19 protein-coding genes are annotated in these 23379 nt (G+C 45.1%); 13 read left to right on the plus strand and 6 right to left on the minus strand.

All coding sequences use genetic code 11. The features are described from left to right. Nucleotides 1-154: 154 nt before the first annotated feature. Entirely contained in the window at nucleotides 155-1699 is a 1545-nt protein-coding gene (locus tag KIV41_RS15420) for a YjjI family glycine radical enzyme (RefSeq protein WP_252041935.1), read from the plus strand. Between the two features lie 21 nt (nucleotides 1700-1720). Beyond that, entirely contained in the window at nucleotides 1721-2602 is an 882-nt protein-coding gene (locus KIV41_RS15425) for a YjjW family glycine radical enzyme activase (RefSeq protein ID WP_285336955.1), read from the plus strand. Nucleotides 2603-2621: 19 nt separating this feature from the next. On the opposite strand, the gene KIV41_RS15430 is transcribed toward KIV41_RS15425, so the two are convergent. Further along, nucleotides 2622-3578, minus strand: a complete 957-nt coding sequence (locus tag KIV41_RS15430) for a LysR family transcriptional regulator (RefSeq protein WP_252041938.1) — start codon at nucleotides 3576-3578, stop codon at nucleotides 2622-2624. 604 nt (nucleotides 3579-4182) lie between these two features. On the opposite strand from KIV41_RS15430, the gene KIV41_RS15435 reads away from it, so the two are divergent. Continuing rightward, nucleotides 4183-4950 carry a TerC family protein gene (locus tag KIV41_RS15435; RefSeq protein WP_010447695.1) on the plus strand — a complete coding sequence of 256 codons (768 nt, stop codon included), beginning with the start codon at nucleotides 4183-4185 and terminating at the stop codon, nucleotides 4948-4950. A gap of 168 nt (nucleotides 4951-5118) precedes the next feature. Then, nucleotides 5119-5721, plus strand: coding sequence for a 2OG-Fe(II) oxygenase (locus KIV41_RS15440; protein WP_010447697.1), 603 nt, complete (start codon nucleotides 5119-5121; stop codon nucleotides 5719-5721). 45 nt (nucleotides 5722-5766) lie between these two features. Here the strand turns inward: KIV41_RS15440 and KIV41_RS15445 are convergent, their stop codons facing one another. Next, entirely contained in the window at nucleotides 5767-7035 is a 1269-nt protein-coding gene (locus KIV41_RS15445) for an HD-GYP domain-containing protein (protein ID WP_285336956.1), read from the minus strand. A gap of 214 nt (nucleotides 7036-7249) precedes the next feature. Here KIV41_RS15445 and KIV41_RS15450 point away from each other — a divergent pair, with 214 nt between their 5' ends. Continuing rightward, nucleotides 7250-7879 carry an SDR family NAD(P)-dependent oxidoreductase gene (locus tag KIV41_RS15450; protein WP_282064135.1) on the plus strand — a complete coding sequence of 210 codons (630 nt, stop codon included), beginning with the start codon at nucleotides 7250-7252 and terminating at the stop codon, nucleotides 7877-7879. 10 nt (nucleotides 7880-7889) lie between these two features. Here the strand turns inward: KIV41_RS15450 and KIV41_RS15455 are convergent, their stop codons facing one another. Both KIV41_RS15455 and KIV41_RS15460 read right to left on the minus strand, forming a co-directional pair. Beyond that, nucleotides 7890-9281, minus strand: coding sequence for a diguanylate cyclase domain-containing protein (locus tag KIV41_RS15455; protein WP_285336957.1), 1392 nt, complete (start codon nucleotides 9279-9281; stop codon nucleotides 7890-7892). A 65-nt stretch (nucleotides 9282-9346) separates the two neighbouring features. Then, a complete protein-coding gene (locus KIV41_RS15460) occupies nucleotides 9347-9844 on the minus strand; it encodes a hypothetical protein (protein ID WP_285336958.1) in 498 nt (165 codons plus the stop codon). Nucleotides 9845-10024: 180 nt separating this feature from the next. Between KIV41_RS15460 and KIV41_RS15465 the strand changes: the two genes are divergently transcribed. The 8 genes from KIV41_RS15465 (at nucleotide 10025) to KIV41_RS15500 (ending at nucleotide 20748) form a co-directional block, all read left to right on the plus strand. Further along, nucleotides 10025-11218: an iron-containing alcohol dehydrogenase gene (locus KIV41_RS15465; RefSeq protein WP_285336959.1), complete on the plus strand. Its 1194-nt coding sequence runs from the start codon at nucleotides 10025-10027 to the stop codon at nucleotides 11216-11218. 173 nt (nucleotides 11219-11391) lie between these two features. Then, the gene (locus KIV41_RS15470) at nucleotides 11392-12597 is read left to right on the plus strand and encodes an aromatic amino acid transport family protein (protein ID WP_010447710.1); all 1206 of its coding nucleotides are present in this window, start codon (nucleotides 11392-11394) and stop codon (nucleotides 12595-12597) included. 258 nt (nucleotides 12598-12855) lie between these two features. Further along, complete coding sequence (locus KIV41_RS15475; RefSeq protein ID WP_285336960.1) at nucleotides 12856-13980, plus strand: HD-GYP domain-containing protein; 1125 nt, start codon at nucleotides 12856-12858, stop codon at nucleotides 13978-13980. A gap of 99 nt (nucleotides 13981-14079) precedes the next feature. Next, complete coding sequence (locus tag KIV41_RS15480; protein ID WP_005433984.1) at nucleotides 14080-14295, plus strand: hypothetical protein; 216 nt, start codon at nucleotides 14080-14082, stop codon at nucleotides 14293-14295. A gap of 375 nt (nucleotides 14296-14670) precedes the next feature. Next, complete coding sequence (locus KIV41_RS15485) at nucleotides 14671-15435, plus strand: ABC transporter ATP-binding protein (RefSeq protein ID WP_285336961.1); 765 nt, start codon at nucleotides 14671-14673, stop codon at nucleotides 15433-15435. 12 nt (nucleotides 15436-15447) lie between these two features. After that, nucleotides 15448-16332 carry an ABC transporter substrate-binding protein gene (locus tag KIV41_RS15490; protein ID WP_285336962.1) on the plus strand — a complete coding sequence of 295 codons (885 nt, stop codon included), beginning with the start codon at nucleotides 15448-15450 and terminating at the stop codon, nucleotides 16330-16332. After that, the gene (fhuB, locus tag KIV41_RS15495) at nucleotides 16332-18308 is read left to right on the plus strand and encodes a Fe(3+)-hydroxamate ABC transporter permease FhuB (protein ID WP_285336963.1); all 1977 of its coding nucleotides are present in this window, start codon (nucleotides 16332-16334) and stop codon (nucleotides 18306-18308) included. Before KIV41_RS15490 ends, fhuB begins: the two co-directional genes overlap by 1 nt. Nucleotides 18309-18525: 217 nt before the next feature. Then, nucleotides 18526-20748: a TonB-dependent siderophore receptor gene (locus KIV41_RS15500; RefSeq protein ID WP_252042115.1), complete on the plus strand. Its 2223-nt coding sequence runs from the start codon at nucleotides 18526-18528 to the stop codon at nucleotides 20746-20748. A 45-nt stretch (nucleotides 20749-20793) separates the two neighbouring features. On the opposite strand, the gene KIV41_RS15505 is transcribed toward KIV41_RS15500, so the two are convergent. Beyond that, nucleotides 20794-21342, minus strand: coding sequence for a hypothetical protein (locus KIV41_RS15505; RefSeq protein ID WP_285336964.1), 549 nt, complete (start codon nucleotides 21340-21342; stop codon nucleotides 20794-20796). Nucleotides 21343-21605: 263 nt separating this feature from the next. Next, nucleotides 21606-23378, minus strand: a complete 1773-nt coding sequence (locus tag KIV41_RS15510; RefSeq protein ID WP_252041948.1) for an ABC transporter transmembrane domain-containing protein — start codon at nucleotides 23376-23378, stop codon at nucleotides 21606-21608. Nucleotide 23379: the final 1 nt, after the last annotated feature.

Genomic DNA, 23379 nt, shown 5'->3' on the forward strand with positions numbered 1-23379 from the left:
TATTTCCAAAATGGAAATTAGCATTTTGGTTTTTTTCATTAGTGGAAAAGATCTCTGAGGCGTAGAATTCAACATGTCCTTTCAAACAATACTCTGAAATGAGTAAATCATTTGAAAGGGCGTATTCGTTGTATTTTCTCCAGGAACATCTTAGATGACTCAAAGCCTTTCCGATCTTCAGCAGCGTTTCCTTGCTATCGCGACAGATAGTAACTTGTCTCCAAAACAGAAATCGAACTTTCTTGCTTTGGAAGCCGAAGCCACTATTCCATATATGACCGTCTCTGACGAGGTAAGCCAAGCAATGCAGCAAGGCGTCATATGTGACATGTTTGAAGGTCACGCGCCGTTTAAGCCGCGCTATGTTTTGCCAGACTACGCAAAATTTCTTTCTCAAGGTTCTGAATACTTGGAGTTAGCTCCAGCAGAAGATTTTGATGATGCGATCAACATGTTGACCATCATTTACCATCACGTGCCTTCGGTAACCAACATTCCGGTTTACCTTGGTCAACTTGATGATGTGCTAATGCCTTACGTTGGTGACCTCACTGACGAGCAAATCTACAAAAAGTTAAAGCACTTTTGGATCATGCTGGATCGCACATTGCCAGATGCTTTCATGCACGTGAACATTGGTCCGACGGACAACATCATTTGTCGTACGATTTTGAAAGTAGACGCAGAGCTAAAACAGATCGCGCCAAACCTAACCTTCATGTACGACGAGGCGGTAACGCCAGATGACCTATTAAAACAAGCGACACAAAACATCTGTGAGTGCAGCAAGCCACACATCGCGAACTATCCGATGCACGCGAACGCGTATGAAGGTGGCCGCTTTGGAATCGTGAGCTGCTACAACTCTCTGCCATTGGCTGGTGGTTCAAACACGCTAGTGCGCATGAACCTGAAAGAAGCAGCAAACCGTGCAGATAATCGTGAAGACTTCTTCAACAACGTACTGCCGGAATACCATGGTTTGATGGTTGAGTTGATGGACGCACGCGCTTCACACCTGCATGAGAAGTCAGAGTTTTTTAAAGGTTTCCTAACACAAGAAGGTTTGATTGAAGAGTCTCGCTTTGCGCCAATGTATGGCATCTACGGCATGGCAGAAGCGGTAAACGTATTGCTAGAGAAAGAGGGCAATGCAAGCCGTTATGGCCAAGATGCACCCGCAAACGAGCTAGGTCATGCGATCTCAGCAAAGTTGTCTGACTTGGTAGAAAGCACACCAGTGAAGTTTGGCCTAGAAGGCAAAGCGTTACTGCACGCGCAAGGTGGCATCAGTCTTGATTTGGATGTAACACCAGGCGTTCGTATTCCTTACGGCAACGAACCAGATCCAGTGTCTTACGTGCAGGCAACGGCAGGGCATCACCAGTACTACCGTTCTGGTATCAGCGACATTCTAACCATCGACGAAACGGTGAAATCAAACCCAGAAGCGATGTTCAACCTATGTAAAGGCGCATTGAATGCAGGTTACCGTGAGTTCACGGCAAACGTTGCGTCAAACGACTTGGTTCGCGTAACGGGTTACATGGTGAAACTGTCTGATATCGCAAAATACGATGCAGAAGGTTCACGTACCAATACCACATTCCTAGGTGCAGAAGCGGCGAAGAACACCGGTATTTTAGAGCGTTCACCACGTGTGGTGAGCCACGAAATGTCACCGACTTACGCTAAGTAATTGGTGACGGATAAGAATAAGATGGCTAGACGATCGGAACACCTCTTGGCTAAGGTAACTCGTATCCTTCCGTTCTCTTGTGTTGATGGACCGGGAAACCGTCTAGTCATCTTTCTACAGGGTTGTAACTATCAGTGCATCAACTGCCACAACCCGCACACCATCAATCACTGCAATCATTGTGGCGATTGTGTGAGTGAGTGTCCGGCAGGCGCATTGAAGTTCGACGAAAACAACAACGTTGTTTGGCTTAAAGAGGAGTGCACCCACTGCGACCGTTGTATAGAGGTATGTCAGTACCAATCTAATCCAAAAATTACTGACTACTCTGTGGAAGCAATGCTCGATTTGATACGAAAACAGCGTTATTTCATTAGCGGTGTGACGGTATCCGGTGGGGAATCTACCTTACAGCTTCCTTTTATTATTGCGCTGTTTAAAGGCATCAAACACGATCCTGAATTGCAGCATCTCACTTGTTTCATCGATAGCAATGGTTCTTTATCCACCGCAGGTTGGGGAAGAGTCTTACCGTACATGGATGGCGCGATGATTGACCTTAAATCGTGGCAAAGCGAAACGCATCGCTGGCTGGTCGGGCGAGATAACCACCGTGTATTCCAAACCATTCAGTATTTAGCGCAAGCAGGCAAGTTGAATGAAGTGCGTTTGCTTCATATTCCGGGTAAAAGCGATTTAGATACGGAAGTTGCAACGGTGGGGCATTATCTGCAATCGTTGCCAGAATCGGTCAACATCCGTTTGAATGCCTTTCAACATCATGGTGTAACGGGTGAAGCTTTAGAGTGGGAGAGGTGTTCTCAGGATGAAATGGAACGCTTCCACACTCAGTTAAGTCAATTTGTTAGCAGACCAATGACCATGCCATCGGTCTACGTGTAGTAAAGCAAGGTAAATGAGCTTAGAGCTTATTCACTCTGGGCTTGCTGCATACCCCCAAGGTTTCACATGCCTTAAGCACTTGTTGTTGTAGCCATCTTAAAGCGGGATCGTTCAGACTCGCTTTATTCCACACCAAACTGTACGCTACTTGTCCATATTCGAATGGAAGAGATCTCTCCACTAACCCCTTCGCTTGTAATGCCACTCGCGCCCAGAGCTTAGAGCAGGTAAACAGATAATCAGAGTGGTGGCACATTACCGCTGCGGATCCAAAGTCTGCTACGTGCATCGCGATGCTGCGCTTGGCATAACGCTGAGTTAAGTTCTGTTCAAAATAAGGTTGGGATAAGTCTTTATCGTGAATGCCAATGTGTCTCGCACACAGGTAGTTCTCTACTGAGAGTTCTTCCGTCACTAACGGGTTATTACTGCCCATTAAACAGATCATTTCATCTTCTAGAATTGTCTGCCATACCAAGTCCTTATTGTGCGTTGGTGGTTGGCTAATGTCGTGGGGCAGAATCATAAAATCCACTTGCCCACGGATCAGAGAATCAAAACTCATCTGCTCTTTTGCATAGACGTTCAATTGCGCTCGGCTGCCCATCTGTTGAGATAGGTTTCGTAACATCGGTGCGAAGATCTCAAAGGTGCTTTCGCGCATCGCCAAAGAGAAGCGACCTTCGTAATACGCAGGACTAAACGAACCTTGGTAGAGCAAACCGTTCATGCTGGAAAGAATGCCGTGTACGGAAGGGCCGATGTTCAAAGCAAATGGCGTTGGGACTAAACGAGTGCCATCGCGGTAAAAAAGGTCGTCTTTTAGAATGTCGCGCAATTGGCTGAGCGTTTTACTCACGCTAGAAGGGGTCACGCAAAGTTGTTCCGCTGCTTGAGTCACGCTGTGGGTCGTGAGCAGCATGTGCAATACGGTAAGGTGTTTAAGGCTAATGCGTGAGAGTGTTATGTAATCCATTCGTAAGACTAGGGTCTGTTTATCTTTCGTGGTTAAATTTTGTTCGAGATAAAAGCGTTTTAGTCGCGGCGAGTCGATTGAAGCCTAGTGGCTCTATGTAAAATTGACTCAACAAAGAATAAAACGCTTTTAGCCGAACCCTTTGGGCAGCGTTTGTAGGTGCTTTCTACTGCGTTATCGGCTTATCAGGTAGAATAGCTACATATCAAAGCCTCTGCCTTGTATAAAACATCTACAAACTGCTGCAAAAATCATCACAAAAGGTCAACAGACCCTAACTCGTGTGATTTTTCTCAGTATATCAAAATATTATTGTGAAACATTTTTTTACGATTGTTGAAGCACGAAAAATAAGGCGTTTCAATTCGTGCTCGATGCAATAGTTTGGCTCAACTAGGCACCTGATGGGGTGAACGAAGGTAATAACCTTTAGAGTACGAAAGATGGCTGACACAACCCTGACAAAATAGGGGATTGCGAACGAATAGGAGAGGTGATTAACTCAACTTTCCTAAGTAACAGAGGTTTAAATAAACTTAATGGACGACCCCTTTAGTCGACTGAACAATTCACTGTATGGCTTCCAATCACAGGAGGCGTACTCATGTTAGAACTTTTCATGCAACCAGAAGCGTGGGCTATCTTCGCTACCTTGTTTGCTCTTGAAGTTGTCTTAGGCGTTGATAACGTCGTATTTATCTCCGTTCTGTGTGAACGATTACCACAACACCAGCGTAAACTTGCTCGAAATCTAGGTATTGGCCTAGCGGTTATGGCGCGTATTGTTTTGGTGTTCTCGATCTCTTGGATCATGCAGCTTACCCAGCCATTAATCAGCTTCAGCGGCTACGCGTTTACCGGTCGTGATTTGATTATGATTGCGGGTGGTGCGTTCCTACTGGCGAAAAGCTTGAAAGAGCTGTGGAGTTGGTTAACACACACTGAACACGGTCATTCGACCCATGTCCGTACTGGCCTTGCTGTGGTTCTTCTGCAGATCGTTGCCGTTGATGCTGTGTTCTCGATGGACTCGGTGATCACTGCGGTTGGTCTAACGAGCGAAGTACCAATCATGGTGGCGGCGATCATTTCGTCAGCGATTGTGATGGTGTTGACGGCGGAGAAAATCAACAACCTAGTGACGCGTTACCCGGGCTTTAAGACCCTTGCACTGCTGTTCCTAGTATTGCTAGGTGGTCTGTTGATGGCAGAAGGTTTTGCGATTCACATCAACAAAGGTTACGTGTACTTCGCGATGGCGTTTGGTCTAGTGCTGGAAATGTGTCATATCCAGCTTAAGAAAAAACAACGCCCAGTGATTCAACGAATTCGTCCAATCCGACCTCGTTCTATTGCGCTTCAAACTCGATAATTGAAACGCAGCAACTGAACCAAATTGAGCCGCTCTTGAGAGCGGCTTTTTTACGTCTGTACTTTGTTATTTGTGTGGATTTGTCGTGTCGATAGAAAATGGAATTTGTTGTTGTAGCACGGATTTCTTATATAGACCGCCCAAATCTACACGAGTGTACAAAATAGAATGAACAAATTGATCGACGCGTTATCGACGCACGGATACTACATCTGGGATGATTTTATTTCTCAAGAGGAAGTGGCTGAGCTGCGTGACTGTATTCCTGATGATTGGAAGAAAGCACGTATTGGTCGTAACGACGACGTGACTCGTATTGAAACCATTCGTAGTGACAAGATCCAATGGTTGAAGCGCGATATGGGCGCGCCAGTGGCGTCTTTCTTAGACAAGATGGAAGAGATTCGTTTGGAAGCAAACCGTCATTTCTTCCTTGGTTTGTTTGAGTATGAAGCGCACTTCGCGAAATACGAGAAAGGTGACTTCTACCAAAAACATCTCGATTGCTTCAAAGGCAATGAAAACCGCCGACTAACGACCGTGTTCTACATGAATGAATCGTGGAGCGAAGAAGATGCTGGTGAGTTGGTGGTATACGATTTGAACGACAACGAGATTGCAACGATTCCACCGCGTTCGGGTCGTCTGTTCGTGTTCTTATCTGAGCAATTCCCACACGAAGTATTACCGACAAACGCTGAGCGATTCAGTATTGCGGGTTGGTTCCGTATCAACGGTGTAAAAGACAATCAGCTAGATATCGCACACTAAACGAAAAGGACACGTTAGACGTGTCCTTCTGCTTCTTGCTAGAGGTTATTCCACGTCTGTGGAAATCTGGTAGCAGTATTCTAGGTGTTGAGTCAGGACGCCATAAACATCGTGGCAGAGTTGTTGACTATCAATCATTTCATCCATGAGTTGGGCGATTTGATCTTGTGTCATTCTTCCTCGATAAGGGCGATCTTGGGACAGAGCTTGGAAGACATCAGCAACCGCGATAATTCTTGATGGCATATCGAGTTCTTCTGCCGTTTTGTGGTAAGGATATCCAGAGCCATCCAGTCTTTCATGATGATTCGAAGCCCATTCTGCTATCTTGGCGTTTGGAAACACTTTATGAAGTGCTAGCTCTGTGTCTATCGTATGGCGTTTGATTCGAGTGTATTCCTCTTCATCTAGCGCGCCTTCTTTATGCAGGATCTCATCGGGTGTTTTTAGTTTTCCGATATCGTGCACTAGACCAGCGATAAATATCATCTCTTGATGGTGTTCATCGAGACCCATTTCTTTTGCTAGGTACCTTGAAAGCTCTGCAACTTTTTGGGAATGCTGATAAGTGAAAGGACTTTTAGCATCAACGATCTTCGCTAGAAACAACCCAAGGCTATTGAGGTCTTCAATGGTGAGTTGTTTTTGTAACCAATCTATATTTTCGAAACTTAAGCCGATGGTTTCGATGTTTTCTGACTCCATTGCAAACCAGAAACCGTCTGTCATGATGAGTTTCACCATCGCTTCGCACATGTCGGGGTTAAATAGTGTTCCTGAGTTCGCGAGTACGGCTTCGGCGATAATATTTTCATGCAGTGTCACCAAATCAGAGTGACAGTCTGTAGCGTAATGAGCTCTTAAAAAATCCAATCGGTCAGACAAGTAGAGAAGGGCAGCGATATCTTTCTCAAATGGTGAAAGATCCGATTGTTCTAGGTCTTGCCAACGAGTGTGGTGATGAAGGATAGGCGTCGCAAATTGAGCGAGCAAGCTACATTGTTTTAGCGACTGATACCCTCTAATGCAATGCGCTTGAGCATCCTGAGGAACCAACTCCTCGAGTAGCATCATATGCTCTTTAGTCTCAGAAACACCACAATCATGAATCATTCCAGCGAAGTAACAAAACTCCGCTTTTTTAACATCCCATTTCATCGCGATTGCACATTTATAAGCGATATACGCCACTCTGTGACTGTGGTGTGTGTCATCCACACCGACGTAATCGAGTGCTCTCGCTACCCAAATTAACGCATGTTTAAGATCTACTTCAAAGCCTGTTGGTGAATAGTTAGCAGGGGATTGCTTCATTACTTTGTCCGACGTTTTAATTATTATTTATATATGTGTTATCTCAGTAATGATACTTGGTGTTAATAAAAAATATTATCCTCATTTAAAGAATTAAGTCATTAATTTGAACTGGGTAATAGTTTGGTTGATAAAAATGGGAACATGAAATATCAAAGTGAGGTAATCTCGTTTTTGGATGTAACTGATTACTATTACCATTAAAGGGGTGGCGATGAATAGAGTTGTAGTTTGGGGCGCAAGCAGTGGCCTTGGATTGGCAATTGCAAAGTATTTTGCAGAGAAAGGTGCTGAAGTGGTTGGAGTCGCGAGAAGTCCAGAAAAAAGCCCAGAATTGAAGGCGATTTGTCAGTCTACATTTGCATGTGATGCTACGGTTGCTGAAGAGGTTGATCGCGTTGTTGAAAAGCTTAATCAAGAAGACATCATCATTAGCACGATGGGCAGTTTCCGTGCAGACATTCCGGTAGATTACCTTGGCCATCGCTACCTTATCGATGCTGCGTGTAAAGCATCGCTCAAGCGTTTTGTTCTGGTCACGTCACTTGGTTGCGGTGATAGCTGGAAATACCTTTCTGACCGTTCTAAAGCGGGTTTTGGTGGTGTCGTTCGTGAGAAATCACTGGCGGAAGCTTGGTTACAAACCAGCGATTTGGATTACACGATAATCCGCCCAGGAGGATTAAAAGATGGTGAAGCTACTGGTACTGGCGTATTGGGCGAACCCAAAGAGGTTCATGGGTTGATTTATCGCCAAGAGGTGGCGAGATTGGCTTATGAAATGCTAGAAAGAGGGGAAGGCAGCCACCAAATTTTCCATTGTGTTGACTCACAACTTGGTTAGTCGATCTGATTTATAGCGATTGGGGGGGCATACGGTGTGTTCCCCTTTGTTTTTCTGAATGGAAAACAACCCGATCCCTGCCAAGTTCTTTGGCTTGATATAACGCGGCATCTGCTTTATCGAGCAGTACGCAGGTATCAATATATTCGCCCTCTTGGCTCGAACAGAATGCAACACCAATAGAAATTGATAACACTCGATCTTTTGCCTGCGATGCGTGTTCAATGTTCAGATCTTTAACTTCTTTCCTGAGGGTTTCGCCCAGAATCTCACCCTCTTCTAGGCTGGTAAGGTTAACCATCAATACAAACTCTTCTCCGCCCATTCTAAAAGCATAGCCATGGTGGATATCGGCTAATTTACTGACCACTTTGCTCACATGCATTAAGGCTTCGTCGCCACAAAGGTGACCATAGTGATCGTTGTAAGCTTTGAAAAGGTCAATGTCGATATAGAAGCATGTAATATAACCTTCTTGAGATTGATAGCTCAGTAATCGGAAAGAAGAGTCGAGAGAGCGGCGATTTAACAATCCAGTTAGAGGGTCATGTTTTGTGAGTTCGTTTAATCGCTTGTTTTTATCAGTGACCTTATCGACCAGTTGACTAAAAGATTTTGCTAATTCGCCAATTTCATCTGTTCTATGGCTTTCTGGCACTTGCAACACTGAAATGGATTCAAAGTTTTGTTTCATGAAATTTGATAGGCGCTTAATCGGCGAAGATAGGCGATAGGACAAAGTCAGTAGTAGCGGATACGAGATCGCTAAGCTGATAACGATTTCTTTGAATAAATCTAGGATGAATGCCTGTTTGATTTCATTAATTTGTTCAATGTCATATAAGATTTCGATAAAGCCGGATACGCCATTTACCAGAGGTACTTTGACGTACATAAGTCCTTTCTCAAAATCAATATGGCTCTTGTCCTCTGCACGACAAGGCGTAAGGTCTTTGATGTATTTTTGGTTAAACTCCAAACTCTGGCGATACTTTGATTTAGCATCTACTAACCGATTAATCAGGTAATCAACTTTGTCTGGAGTACTAAGGTTTGAGTCTCTAACGGAATTAAGGCGGCTGAGTCGCTGTTGGAGTGTTGATTCATAATTAGGAGGGTAGTGGCTACGCCAGACTTCGCCTATTTCTCTGCTGTAGACGATCTCCATACGATGCTGGCTTATGGAAGAATTCCCAGACACGTACAGATAGTTAAGCTCACCTTGCATATTGAGTTGAGCTTTTAATGCTGGAAGTAATAAGTTCGCGTAGTTGTTGCCATGTACAGCATCACTTACATGGCTAACCAGCGCGGCTACACTATGTTCCCTGGATGTAATAGTCGTTTTTATGATGGTATCCATAGAGCTTTGATAGTTATAGATACTTAAACCACCAATCATGACTAAAACCAAAAGAAAATGTGAGATGAATATAGTACTTCTTATTGAATTTCTCACTACACCTTTCACTCATTAAATACATCAATAATCGGTACTGCACAGGTACCATTGATGCATATGTCTTTGTAGCCATTATGGCATCGATAACAGGCTTCGATATTCAAGGAGGGATGCTGTGCTGATATGTCATTACCTTCCCTATCAAAAGAGCCATACAAGGTTTCGCCAGCCAAGTGTTCCGTTACAAAGATAATATTGGACTCCTCATACACCGCGACAGCTGTAATGCCATCGGTATAGGGGCCATGAGCTTTATATGCTTCTAGTTTTTTTTGAGGGACGTAGATAGAAAGGCTGGTTCCTTTCCCACCATTGGTCCAGTTGTACATCTTTACTGTTTGCTGAATAAATGTTGGAGTTTCCGGAGGTAAAACCACGTCACTTGCAGGAATAATACTTCGCTTCACAAGAACATAGTCTTCCCAGTTATTAGGAAAACTCGCCATTGAAGAAGCGTAAACAGATGAAGAAACGAGTAACATCGAATACAAGACGTGTCTCATGATGAGCCCCCCAGTACATCTTGATATATAAATGGTAGTTGATTGTTCGAGGGTTTGCGGTGAAAGGTGGCATGAGCACAAGTTTTTAATTGTGAGCTATAGTTCTAGAGCAAACTAGAATAATTACTCAAGTTTACGACGTTGGGCTTGGATTGCCCTGAATAAGGAAATGGAATTGATATGCTGAAACACCTTCTTTATCGTGGTTACACCAATGGACTGAAAGCGGCGGCTTACGTACTCCCTTTGCCTAAACCGACCTTGTTTTCGGGACCTGGTAGCCTTCATGAACTGACCGAAGCGATTGCTGACCTTGGATTTAAAAAGTTGCTCCTTGTGACCGATGACGGTCTGGTAAAGGTCGGTATGGCGGAACAGGTGGTGGAAAGCGCAAAAGCTAAGAGTTTAGATGTCGTGTTGTTTTCTGAGGTGAAACCCGATCCCACCTACGATCAAGTCGAGAGTGGTTTAGCGATGTATTTCGAGTCAGAGTGCGATGCGATTTTAGCGTTAGGCGGTGGATCGGCCATGGATTGTGCCAAAGTCATCGCAGCTAGAGCCACCAACAAGAAACCCATTAAGAAACTCGCTGGTCTGTTTCGCGTGTGGAGGACGCCTGCACCTTTATTCGTGATTCCGACGACATCGGGTACTGGGTCGGAAGTGACGATTGCTGCGGTGGTCTCTGAACCAGATACCCACCACAAAACCCCATTAATGGATCCGAAGCTAGTGCCTTTGATGGCGGCATTAGATTCGAATTTGCTGGTTGGTTTGCCTGCGAAGATAACGGCAGATACAGGTATTGATGCGTTGACACACGCGGTAGAAGCTTACATTTCCCGAAACGCGACAACGGAAACCAAAGCGTATTCTGTTGCTGCCATCAAACTGATATTCAAATACTTACCTCGTGCTGTCGAAGAGGGCAGTGACCGTCAAGCTCGACACAAAATGGCAATGGCGTCTTACTATGCGGGTTTAGCCTTTACCAAAGCGAGTCTTGGTTACGTTCACGCATTCGCGCATAACTTGGGTGCCAAGTACGGCTTGCCTCATGGAATGGCAAATGGTCTTGCTTTGCTGCCTGTGCTCCGGTTCTCTTTCTCTGAGATTGAGCCACAACTTACCGCCCTAAGTGAAGCCTTGATAGGGACGCAAGGTGGGCATGTGCCTAGTGCACAAGATTTCTTCGATCGACTGGAGGGGTTGTACAACGAGATTGGCATTGAGCAAACGTCGTCACTGTTGCAAGCGTCTGACACCGATGAGTTAGTGACTTTGATTCTCAAAGAGGCGCATTGGAACTACCCAGTGCCTAAATTTATGAATGAAGAAGAGTGCGGCCAATTGCTTGCGGAAATCAGAGTTTAGATATGAGCGTATAAAATAATTTACACGCGTGGATTTTTATCCTTACACTTTGCTTGATCTTATTAGAAAGATCCTACAGAATCGTCATCATTCCAAATATGGTGTTAGTTTTGGCGTGCCGTTGCCCGATCTGATGCTGACTAATCTTATTAAGCTGTAAAGATAAATATACAATGAGTCGATCTAAAGTGTTTGGTAGCACCCTGATTATCGCAGGGACTACGATTGGTGCTGGTATGCTGGCACTTCCTCTTGCCTCTGCAGGCATTGGTTTTTCTACCTCTTTAATTATCATGTTGGGGTTGTGGGCATTAATGGCGTTTACGGCGCTGTTGATGCTGGAGCTTCACCAATATGCGGACAGCAGTGCAACCCTTCATACTCTGGCGAAACAAATCCTTGGTCAGAAAGGCAAGTGGGTTGCGAGCTTTGCTATGCTGTTCTTGTTCTACTCATTGTGTGCTGCCTACATCGCTGGTGGCGGTGCTCAGTTTGGTGACCGTCTAACAGAATGGTTTGGTCTTGATATTTCTGGCTCAACTTCTACCATCATCTTCACGCTTATCGTAACAATGGTTGTGACGGTTGGTACTGGAACGGTAGACAAGGTAAACCGAGTGCTGTTTGGTCTAAAGATGGTGACCATGATTGCAGTATTGTCATTCCTAGCGCCAAACGTGACCGAATCTTACTTACTGAGCATGCCAATTGAGCAAGGTCTTGTCGTTGCAGCGATTCCAGTCATCTTTACCTCTTTTGGTTTCCACGGCAGCATCCCTGCGATTGTTAACTACCTAGATGGCGACACTTCGTCTCTACGTAAAGCGATTATCGTTGGTTCGACGATTCCACTCGTGATCTATATTTTCTGGCAAATCGTAACCCTGGGTGTTGTAAGCCAAGACACCTTGATTGAAAACGGCGGTTTGAGCGCGCTGATTGGTCAATTGTCTCAAACTGTTCACCAGTCAAATCTTGGTAGTGTGGTAGGCGTATTTGCTGACCTTGCGCTTCTGACGTCTTTCCTAGGTGTGAGTTTGGGTCTGTTTGAGTTCTTGGGCGACACAATCAAAGGTGACAGTGAAAAGCCAAATCGTTTAATCGCCGCAGTGGTGACTTTTACACCGCCACTAGGTTTTGCATTGTTCTACCCACAAGGCTTCATCATGGCTCTGGGTTACGCAGCGATTGCTTTGGCTATTCTTGCTATTTTCCTACCGCTAGTGATGGTGGTGAAGGTGCGTCGCTCTGATGAGTTTACTGGTGAATACCGCGTTGCGGGTGGACAAGGGGCTCTATTAGTAACGGGCATTGCCGGCACGGGCATCGTGATGGCGCAGCTACTTATTACTTTGGGTGTACTTCCTGCATTGGGTTAATCACCAAGCTGATAGATAACGAACAACTCATCATGTATTGAAAAACCAGTGTGCGAAAGTGCGCTGGTTTTTTTGATCTGGATTAAATTACCGTAGAATATTCGGTGAAAATATTGGCGAAAAACTGTTTTTATTTCGTACACTTAAGTTGTGGTATGTCGATAATTTAGGTGGAGAAAAGCCGCTCTAATCACATCAAATACGCTGACTTTCATGAGCCTTTTCTTCTGGTTTCTCTACTTGGTGTGGAGGTGAAGTATGGCGCACCGGAGTTTTTACCCGTTTGCAAAGCCGCTCAATGAGCAAATGCAAACTTTGAAGAATAGGATGCAGGCACATTTACCATGTGTCGATAGGGTGTCTTTTGCGAAGTATCACCCTAAACAAGGCATGCTTAAATCTTTTGCCGAAAGTGAGTTCGACACTTGGTGTTTGGCTCATCACGAAGCGCCACTTCGAAAACTGCACAATCTGAGCATTGCCGCTGACAATGCCATCCCTCGTCTTGTTAACGATCTCTACGACATCAACCACTGTCCACGTATTCAAACCTTATTAAAAGAAGGTTACCACTCGTCTGTTGCTATCCCTTGTTACGACCAGCAAACCTTTACTGGGTTCGTGTTTCTTAATTCTATTCAGCCTAATGCGTTCAGTGTAGAAGCGTTGAATGGATTGAAACCTTACTTTGAAATGGTGCAATTCGCGGTTGAGTCTGAAGATCATGTTGTCAATGCGATTGAAATATTGGCAGAAAGAATGCAGTGCTTGATGCCGGGCTACTCGCCTGAGGTTTACTCGCACACCAAGCGTATTGGAATGTACGCCCAATTGATTGCGACAGAGCTTGCCGACTCATATCAGTTTAGCGATGAAGTTGTCGAGCAAATCGGAATGTTCACTCGTTATCATGCTTTGAGTGACATTAAGCTCCCTGCTGATGTGGTGTGCAACCGCCGCTGCGTGAATGCAGAGCAAGAAGCGTTGTTAACTGAGCACATCGAACAATGCGTTGAATCAGCAGATAACATTGTGGCGAGAATTGGTAATCCGGTTCATCCGAGTGTCACTTTATTCCAGCAAATTACGTCTTATCAATATGAAAACCTTGATGGATCCGGTTATCCGTACGGTCTGGATCGTTCAGGTATTCCTATCGCCGCTCAAATCGCGTCAGTCGCCAATGTGTTTGATGTCATGACCACCCATCATCCATATCGTCAAGCGTGGTCAATTCCGTATGCCTTGTTAGAGCTTGAGAAACGCGTTTATCAAGGCTTGTTATCCCGAGAGTGCGTGAATGCCTTGCGCGATCATCAAGGCTATCTAAAACAAATCATTCATAAGTACCCAGAGCATTATGCTGGTATGGGGTTAATGTGAGAGTAGAGGAGCGAACGGTGAAGGGAATCAAAATATTGACTAGGAGGTCAGAATAAATAATACTGTATATGTATACAGTAACTAGTTTGGAGGTGAAGTATGTTGTGGGAAACCCTAGAAAGAGTAAACCGCTTACGCCAACAAGCACTTGCGAATGCTGAATTCGTAGAGTCGGCAAAGGAGCATGAAGAAGCCTTGCATGACCAAGAGTATCACTATCAACCAAGAAAGCGTTCAGCCAAAGACAAACAAGGTAAGAAGTCGCTGGCCGATATCTATAAAGAAGTAGAGTTTGGCGCTGACGCCCGTCATTAACTGGTTCAACAACGCTGCGGCTCTCATCCAACTCTTCCTATCGTCGCAGCTTAATTTATTCCTTGAGCGAGCATTGTGAATGGCGATGCTCGCCAACAATAGTCCTCGTTTCCAATCCCTATCTCGTTTCGCTTGAAATCACTTTATCCCCTTGCTTCTGACGTGCTTGCATTAACGAGAATGTGTCTCCAGCAAGATTTATAAAATTATTTATTAATGATAATGACAATGGTTTGCATTTGTATCTTCGCTGTTATATAAAGCCAAGCTTATTAATCGTTTTGTTGAATAAAATTATAAAACGTAACGGGAAGGTAGACGGCAAAGCGAAGTTTCACCAGCCCCGAGACGTAAATAGGATTAGGTGAAGTAGGGATGTTAGAAGCCAAGGCACTCCAATTCGACATTGACGGTAAGTCTCTGTTGAAAGCATTTGATTTGACGTTTGAAACTGGAAAAACGTACGCGCTTGTCGGACACAATGGTTCTGGCAAATCCACACTTCTTAAGCTGCTCGCTCAGCAGCAACCATACAGTGAAGGCGATATCTTGCTGCATGGTGACAACATCAACCGTTTATCGGCAAAGAAATTTGCTCAGCACATCGCTTATCTCCCTCAACATTTACCGATGACCGACAGCATCTTAGGCCGAGATTTAGTGAGCTTTGGTCGTTACCCTTGGCATGGTTTGCTTGGCAGGTTAAGTGCGAAAGATAAAACCATCGTGGAAGAGGCGATGGAAATGACAGGAACAACCAAATATGCCGATCGCCTTGTTGACACGCTTTCTGGTGGTGAGCGTCAACGCGTGTGGCTAGCGATGCTACTCGCACAGAAAACCGAATATCTGTTGCTCGATGAGCCGTTGTCTGCGCTCGATATTAGTCATCAGGTCGATATGCTTTCTTTGATCTCTAAACTCAGTAAAGAGCTTGGCTTGGGGGTCATTATCGTACTGCATGACATTAACTTAGCTGCGCGCTTTTGTGATGAGATTGTCGCATTGCACCAAGGTGACTTGATAGCACAAGGCGAAGTTCAACACGTATTTACCGAGCCTAAGTTACAACAAATCTATGGCATTGAAATGCGTATTTCTGACCATCCTGCTGGGTATCCAGTAGCGATGCCAAGTTAAGTGGGGTCAACAATGGATTGTAAACCACTAATTACTTGGCTGAAGCGAGCCATTTTGGTGACGAGCCTTGCTTCTCCCTTATTTGCTCATGCGATGGAACAACCGTCATCACAACGAGTGATGTCGGTAGATTGGACACAGACCGAAACCATGCTTGCTCTCGGCGTTGTTCCAGTCGGGGTTGCACAAGGGCAAGATTATGATGCGTGGGTGAAAGCGCCAATGTTGCCAAAACAAACGAAAGATGTCGGTTTAAGAACGCAACCAAACATCGAACGTATCTACGAGCTCAACCCTGATCGTATTTTTATCGCCCCTTACTTTTCTGCCATGGAAAACCGATTAGCAGAAATTGCACCTGTTACAACGATAGACCTATACGGGCAGGGAATCACTGATTGGTCGGTGTTGACTCAATTTACACGTACTTTCGGCAAAGAGCTGGGACGAGAGATTGAAGCTGAAACGTTTATTGAACAGTCAGAAGCGCAGCTTGCCTCACTCAAGCAAAAAGTCGATCAAGATTCAGCCCCATTATTAATGGTCCAATTTATGGACACTAAACACGTGCGTGTCTTTGGCGAGAACAGCTTGTATTCCCAAGCGATAAACAAGCTCGGCCTTACTAATGCGTGGACGGAAGAAACCAATAGCTGGGGCTTTAGTATGGTCGGTATCGACAAACTCGCGGGAATAAAAGCGCAGATCGTCATTGTGGATCCGCTTCCTCATGGTGGAGAACAACAGTTGGCTCAGGACCAATTTTGGCAATATATCGTAGAACAATCAGGTCATCCGGTTATGCGCGTTGAGCCTGTCTGGAGCTTTGGTGCAATGCCCTCTGCGGTTCGCTTTGCTCATTTAATCGCTGCGGCAAAAGAGAAGGGGCACTTCTGATGAGAGCTTTTCCTTTATCTTTAGTGATCTTACTTTCCCTGTTCACGATGTCGGTTGGTGCACTACATCTGAGTCAAACCACCGCCTTTTCTATTGGTTTCGCAAGCCTTTGGCAACCTGACTTCCAGTCGATAAATTCTGTGCTTCTTCACTTTAGCTGGTGGCCACGCGTGTTTACGACGGTGATCTCCGGAGCAGGCTTGGCAGTGGCTGGCGTATTGATGCAACAGGTTCTACGTAATTCGTTGGCATCACCTACGACTTTAGGGGTTGCGAGTGGTGCGAACTTTACGCTCATGCTTGCCACGCTATTCACACCTTGGATGCTAGACTTTTCCGCCAACTTAGTTGCTTTGGTCGGCGGTGTTACCTCGATGGGGTTAGTGATGCTGCTGTCTTGGCGCCGTGCACTTTCTCCGACCGTTGTTGTCGTTTCTGGCTTGGTGATCAACTTGTATTTTGCCTCTCTGAGTACGGTCATTTTGATGATGAATACGGAGAAGCTCAATGGGCTGATGATCTGGGGCGCTGGCTCCTTAGTTCAGAGTGGCTGGGATGATTTCAGTTATCTTGCACCAAGAGTTGCCATTGTTGCGCTAGTGGCATTTTTGTTTGCTAAACCTTTGAGCCTTTTGGAGCTATCAGAGCAAGGTGCAAAAAGTTTAGGACTATCGCTCGCGAAGCTACGTTTTGTTTGTCTTGGCTTAGCGGTGCTTATGACTTCTTGGGTTGTGGCGACGGTGGGTATCATCGGCTTTATCGGTCTTGCTGCGCCAGCAATCACACGCTTGATTGGTGTGCATAAGATTCAACACAAGCTTTGGGTTTCAATGTTGATTGGTGCAATGCTTTTGACCCTCACCGATTTAGTGATTCAACAATTACCAGGTTTGATGGCGAGTTTCATTCCGACTGGCGCGGCGACGGCGGCGTTGGGCGCACCACTGTTGCTTTGGTTACTACCTCGATTATCACAGAAGACACAAGGGCATACGCAAACCGTGCTTACTCGTCATTCTGAGCGCGTCAGCAAACTCAACAAACACGCCATCGCATTTACCTTGTTGATCATCTTGGCGGCAGTCGTGCTCTTCAGCACAGTTTCAGTCCAGAACCAAGGATGGACATCGCTATTCTCTACCCATGAATGGCTATTTTTGGAATGGCGCACACCTAGGCTTTTAGCTGCGGCGATGGCCGGGGCGATGTTGGCGATTGCAGGAACCATGATTCAGCGATTAAGTGGCAACCCGATGGCGAGTCCTGAGGTGATTGGTATCAGCTCAGGAACTGCAATGGGGTTGATCATTGCTATGTTTACGGGCGTCGGTGCATCGGTTGTGACTTTGTCTATTGGTGGCTTGATTGGTGCTTTACTGACGGTACTAATCATTGTCTTGTTGAACAGAAAATCTGGCTTCCAACCAGAACGAATCTTGCTGACAGGTATTGCCATTACTGCACTCATGAATGCCATTCAGAGTTTTATTTTGGCAACGGGTGACCCACGCAGTTATCAAGCGTTGGCTTGGTTATCTGGCTCGACGTATTACGTGTCAATGGACACGCTGCTCCCGCTGGCACTGTCTGCCATTGTGTTTATTGGTTTGAGTTTTGTCTGTGTTCGCTGGTTAGATATTTTGCCGATTGGAGCTTCTTCTTCCAAAGCGCTCGGCATCAAAGTTGACCGTTCTCGTGCCATTTTATTATTGCTTGTGGCTTGTCTTACTGTCAGCGCGACGCTGGTTGTCGGTCCTATTAGTTTCGTCGGTTTACTTGCGCCACATTTGGCACGTTTGTTTGGCTTTAATAAAGCATCGCAACACATGTTGTGTGCCGCCTTGCTTGGCGCTGGTGTGATGTTATTGGCTGATTGGCTGGGCAGACAGGTGCTTTATCCGCAAGAGATCCCAGCAGGGTTGATGGCGTCTCTAATCGGCGGTTTATATCTGATGTGGGGACTACGTCGCCTGTAACGACGGTGTGTGTTTCCTAAATAACATACCAAAACAATAAAAAAATCTATGGCTGGGTGGTCGCTCTCATCACCCAGTTTGTGATGCTCGCAAAACACGTTCGGTGTTTTTGCGTTTAAGGAAAATCAGTGGTTATGCCGGAACCAACCTGTTGAGTTTGTCTATTGGCTCAATGCATAAAGGTTGGAAAGGTTGCCGACAAAAAAGGAGAAAAATGATGAATCGGCAGTTTATGCTAACACCCGCAGCAGTGGCTATTGCGATGGTGCTAGCAACCCCTCAAGTGCTTGCTCAAGAAGATGAAAACATCGTCGTAATTGGCCAACAAGAAGACAGTGCTGTTGGCCCTGACTTTAGTTATCTTGGCGCAAAAAGTCGCACTGCGACAAAAATGGATTTAGCGATCAACGAAACGCCACGCGCTGTTTCTGTTGTGACTCGTGAACAGATGGATGATCGTGCATCAATCAGTGTTTCAGATGCTCTGCAATATACGCCAAGCATTCAAACCAATTACTTTGGTGAAGACAACAAACAAGACTGGTTTATTATCCGTGGCTTTAAGCAGGCGAACAGTGGCTTATATCAAGATGGAACCCGTCTGTACTCATCTGGATTTTACAGTTGGCAGATTGACCCGTTTGCATTAGAGCGAGTGGAAGTGCTACGTGGTGCTGCCTCTGTGCTTTACGGTCAAAACCCACCAGGTGGTGTTATTAACTTGGTGAGTAAACGTCCTCAGTTTGATGCTGGCTCTGGTCAGGTGTCTTTGGAGTATGGTTCTGAAGATCGTAAACAGATTTCTCTGGATGTGAACTCAGAAGTAAACGAGAAGCTTGCTGTTCGTGTGCAAGGTTTGGCACGAAAGAACGGTACACGTGTTGATGGCGTCGAAGCTGAGCGTTTCCTCGTTGCGCCGTCACTGACGTACAAGTTCACTGACGCGTCAGAAATTACTTTGCTAACCAGTTACCAAAAAGATGATTCTGACCCATATCTGCAGTTCCTACCTGTTGAAGGAACATTGAAGCCAAACAAAAACGGTAAGATAAGCGATAGTCTCGCGGTCGGGAACACGGATTGGGAAACGTTTGAGCGTGAGCAGGTATCGGTTGGTTACGAGTTTTCGCACATGTTCAATGACTCGACTTCTTTTGTGCAGTCGACTCGCTACAGCCAAATGGATGTAAAGCTACAACAAATGTATTCGTACGTTTATGCGGCTGACGTTCCGGGGTTAGGTCCATTGCTCGACCCGTTGAATGAACGTAAAAGTATCCTACGTGCTGCCAGTACAGAAGAGGGCTCTTCTGATGCATTCAATATTGATAACCGCCTGATGCACAACATGCAATGGGGCAGTGTTGAACACAACCTCATGGTTGGTATTGACTACCAGATGGTCAGTATTGATGGTAAAGACTTTGCAAGCGACCCACTAGTGGCGGATGGTAATTCCATCTTGAATACACCAATTGGCATGTTACCAGACCCACGTTTTGATGTGTTCAACCCAAATTACTCGAACAATGTTTGGTTGCTAGATCCAACAACGCTTCAACCATTGACTGACGCAGACAAGCAGCGAACAAAGGTTGATAACGAGCAGCTTGGCATCTACCTACAAGACCACATCTTGGTCAATGACAAGTGGGCCGTTCTTCTTGGTGCGCGTTATGATGATACGAGTAATGAAGTTCACAATGTAACGACAGGCTCTCGAACCAAAGTGGATAATGAAGAGTGGACGTTTAGCGTAGGCACTGCCTACATCACGGATACTGGCTTCACGCCATACTTTAGCTACTCGCAGTACTTTGATCCTATTATTCAGCAAGACAGTGCAGGTAAGCCTGCTAAGCCTGAAAGTGGAGACCAATTTGAAGTTGGTGTGAAATACCAACCACGTACCTTTGATGGCTACTTTAATGTTGCCGCTTATCAGGCAACAAAAGAGAACCTAGCTCGAATCCACCTAAATCAATTAACTCAAATTGGTAAAGTGGAGAATAAAGGTATCGAACTTGAAGCGGTTGCCAATGTGACGCCGTCACTAACCTTGCTTGGCAACATCGCGTATGTAGACTCTGAAATCAAAGAAGACGTGAATGCAGCGTGGGTAGGGAACTCACCATCTCAAGTTGCGAACACGGTATCATCTGCTTGGGCACATTACCGTTTCTTAGAAGGAACGCTTGATGGTTTAGCTGTGGGGCTAGGTGCGCGTTACACGGGTGAGTCATACGGTGATAACACGGAGACACTTAAAGTGCCGGGTTATTTCTTGATGGATGCCACTGTGAGCTACCGTATTGGTGATTACAAACTGCAAGTTGCAGCCAAGAACCTAGCAGACAAAGAATACGTCGCAACGTGTGATGGTTTCTGCTGGTATGGTGACCGCCGCAATGTTATCGCAAGCTTAACTTACGATTGGTAAGCGCTAGCACAAAATAAAAATCCCCCGAAAAGTCGGGGGATTTTTTTAGAAATTAGCTTTGCGTACGTAATGAGGGTTTTTGTATTTCTTTTCTGGGCCAAAGTTACTCACAACCAGCTTGTTCCAGAGCGTTTTGTCAAATTCGCCTTTAGGGATGGAAGGGTAGAGTGTTTCTTCTTCTTCCCGAGCAAAGTTCATATATTGCTTTTTCTTTATCTGGTTGTATCGCTTCGCGATCTGATTGTGTTTTCTTACCCATTCCGCTTTATATTCGCGCAGAACTTTCTCGCCTTTCTCTACATCCATTCGCGATAAAAAAAGTCTTTTATAGGAAACTTTTCTATCTAGCATCGTACGCATCACAGTCTGAATATATTTACCGTGATGGGTGATGGTGATGTCATTTTCATCGATAGGCTTTATACACCAGCCTTTGGGTAAAAAGTCTGGTTTTTTAAACTGCTTATTTCGTTCCATCAACACCTGATGCAATACAAGATCAGAGGTGCCACGAAACGTTTTTTGCCACTTCGCAATACGAATTTGTAATGACCCGGGCAAACGATAGATATTAGTAAACTTATCTTGGTCCATGGACTGTAGTCATGACTCTATTTAGTAATATTTAAGATCGCCAAACCAAAGCGTCGGCTAGGGTGGAAGTTCCGAGCCGTATATGAATGGTTGACTTGTTATTTAGCGCGATTTTACAACGAGCGGGCTCAAAATAGCGAGGGGTTATGTCAATAATAGGTAAGAAATATCAAAATTGTTGAAAATATGAAGAAAATGACTGAGCCTCGCTAGCCTAATTTACGTTAGGTTCACAAGGCTCAGGATAATTAAAAAGAACGAGCTTAAACCGCTTCCTCCAACCACTGTTCCTCGCCTTCGAGTTGCTGGATATGGCGATTTGCTTGTTGTAGTTGGTACATTTGAGCGTAACGTCCCTTAAGTTTTAGCAGTTCGGAGTGGGTACCTTTCTCAACTAAATCACCATGATGCAATACCACGATTTGATCAGCATCTAAGATGGTTGATAAACGGTGGGCGATAACGACCAGCGTCATATCTTTACGCAATACTTCTAGGCTCTTTTGAATCAGAGCTTCAGTACCGGAGTCAATGTTCGCCGTGGCTTCATCCAAGATGAGTACCTTAGGCTTCGCAACTAACACACGCGCTAATGCAAGAAGCTGCTTTTGACCAGCTGATAGGTTTGTTTCACCTTGTCCAAGAGTTGTATCTAAACCATTGGGGTAACGACGAATTTGCTCCGACAATCCCACTTTTTCTAACGCATCCCAAATCAATTCGTCTTCTACCGCTCTACCCAATGAGATATTCTCTCGTACGCTCGCTGGCAGAATGTGTGGGTCTTGCTGAACCATAGCAACGTCTTTGCGAAGTACACCTTTTCCTAGGGATTTCAATGGGCGACCATCAATCAGCAGTTCCCCACTGTTTGTTGGATAGAAGCCCATCAGTAGCGAAGCGAGTGTGCTTTTTCCGCTCCCTGTATGACCGACCAGCGCAATAAAGTCCTGATGCGCAGCTTGTAGGGAGATGTCCTTTAAGACGTCTTGCTTGCCATCGTAGCTGAAAGTGAGATTACTTAACTCAATCGCGCCCGTTTGCAGCGGTTTATGGTCGTCACCGTAGCTCTGTTCTTGTGCGTCCATCAACTCAAAAACACGCTCACTCGAAACTAATGCTTGTTGAAGCAGTGCAAGTTGCTGAGTCATTTCAATGAGAGGTTCAGTTACTCTACCTAAGTAGCTTATGAAGGCGTAAAGCACACCGACACCAATCATCTCGATACCGTTAAAGCCAAAAATAGCTACCAGTGACAGCAATGCGAGACCAGCTAGCAGGTCCATGAGAGGGCGCAGTAAGAAACCATTGAGTCGAATCACTTTCTTTGATGCTACGAGATGGTTAGCCGTCAACTCGTTGAACTGCTTATTGAACCGTTCTTCCTGCTGCATAAGCTGGATGACACTCATGCCCTGTATAGACTCGCTTAAGTTCGCGTTAATGTCGGTTAGCAAATCACGCATATTGCGGTAATTCTCTGTACTCAGCTTTTTAAACAGGTACATAAAGCCAACCACGATTGGAAGAAGAATCAGGACGACTAATGTCAGCTTCCAACTCATGTAAAACATCACACCAAGCATGACTAAAATCATCACAACGTTTTTGACTACCGTTGCGATAAGTAACTCGTAAAACTGCTGCAGAGATTCAGTATCGTTGGTAATACGAGAGACCAACTTTCCTGCAGGTGTGTAGTCAAACGCAGATAAAGGCTGCTTGATTACGCCAGAAAACGTCTGTTTACGGATGGTTTTGATGATATTGGTTGCAACAATACTAAACTGCAAAGATTGAAAGTAAGCAAAGGTTGCAGCAATAACCTGCAGACCGATATATCCAGCCGCTAAGGTAATCAAAATATCTTTGGTGTAATCCCCTTTGGTAATATGCTCATCGATAAAGTATTGAATCAGCCAAGGGCCACCTGCGTTTGCTAACGCAGCGATAAACAGCAGCAACAAGCCTTTAATCATAGGTTTCGGTTGCTGAAGAGGGTAAGACAACAATCGTTTGAATGTACTCTGTTTCATG

Source organism: Vibrio sp. D401a, from assembly GCF_030248515.1.
GTDB lineage: Bacteria > Pseudomonadota > Gammaproteobacteria > Enterobacterales > Vibrionaceae > Vibrio > Vibrio rotiferianus.

What these genes read in the sequence shown, in the direction of transcription:
- KIV41_RS15420 (WP_252041935.1), top strand. Translation starts at nt 155, where the DNA reads ATGACTCAAAGCCTTTCCGATCTTCAGCAGCGTTTCCTTGCTATCGCG.
- KIV41_RS15425 (WP_285336955.1), top strand. Translation starts at nt 1,721, where the DNA reads ATGGCTAGACGATCGGAACACCTCTTGGCTAAGGTAACTCGTATCCTT.
- KIV41_RS15430 (WP_252041938.1), bottom strand. Translation starts at nt 3,578, where the DNA reads ATGGATTACATAACACTCTCACGCATTAGCCTTAAACACCTTACCGTA.
- KIV41_RS15435 (WP_010447695.1), top strand. Translation starts at nt 4,183, where the DNA reads ATGTTAGAACTTTTCATGCAACCAGAAGCGTGGGCTATCTTCGCTACC.
- KIV41_RS15440 (WP_010447697.1), top strand. Translation starts at nt 5,119, where the DNA reads ATGAACAAATTGATCGACGCGTTATCGACGCACGGATACTACATCTGG.
- KIV41_RS15445 (WP_285336956.1), bottom strand. Translation starts at nt 7,035, where the DNA reads ATGAAGCAATCCCCTGCTAACTATTCACCAACAGGCTTTGAAGTAGAT.
- KIV41_RS15450 (WP_282064135.1), top strand. Translation starts at nt 7,250, where the DNA reads ATGAATAGAGTTGTAGTTTGGGGCGCAAGCAGTGGCCTTGGATTGGCA.
- KIV41_RS15455 (WP_285336957.1), bottom strand. Translation starts at nt 9,281, where the DNA reads ATGATTGGTGGTTTAAGTATCTATAACTATCAAAGCTCTATGGATACC.
- KIV41_RS15460 (WP_285336958.1), bottom strand. Translation starts at nt 9,844, where the DNA reads ATGAGACACGTCTTGTATTCGATGTTACTCGTTTCTTCATCTGTTTAC.
- KIV41_RS15465 (WP_285336959.1), top strand. Translation starts at nt 10,025, where the DNA reads ATGCTGAAACACCTTCTTTATCGTGGTTACACCAATGGACTGAAAGCG.
- KIV41_RS15470 (WP_010447710.1), top strand. Translation starts at nt 11,392, where the DNA reads ATGAGTCGATCTAAAGTGTTTGGTAGCACCCTGATTATCGCAGGGACT.
- KIV41_RS15475 (WP_285336960.1), top strand. Translation starts at nt 12,856, where the DNA reads ATGGCGCACCGGAGTTTTTACCCGTTTGCAAAGCCGCTCAATGAGCAA.
- KIV41_RS15480 (WP_005433984.1), top strand. Translation starts at nt 14,080, where the DNA reads ATGTTGTGGGAAACCCTAGAAAGAGTAAACCGCTTACGCCAACAAGCA.
- KIV41_RS15485 (WP_285336961.1), top strand. Translation starts at nt 14,671, where the DNA reads ATGTTAGAAGCCAAGGCACTCCAATTCGACATTGACGGTAAGTCTCTG.
- KIV41_RS15490 (WP_285336962.1), top strand. Translation starts at nt 15,448, where the DNA reads ATGGATTGTAAACCACTAATTACTTGGCTGAAGCGAGCCATTTTGGTG.
- fhuB (WP_285336963.1), top strand. Translation starts at nt 16,332, where the DNA reads ATGAGAGCTTTTCCTTTATCTTTAGTGATCTTACTTTCCCTGTTCACG.
- KIV41_RS15500 (WP_252042115.1), top strand. Translation starts at nt 18,526, where the DNA reads ATGAATCGGCAGTTTATGCTAACACCCGCAGCAGTGGCTATTGCGATG.
- KIV41_RS15505 (WP_285336964.1), bottom strand. Translation starts at nt 21,342, where the DNA reads ATGGACCAAGATAAGTTTACTAATATCTATCGTTTGCCCGGGTCATTA.
- KIV41_RS15510 (WP_252041948.1), bottom strand. Translation starts at nt 23,378, where the DNA reads ATGAAACAGAGTACATTCAAACGATTGTTGTCTTACCCTCTTCAGCAA.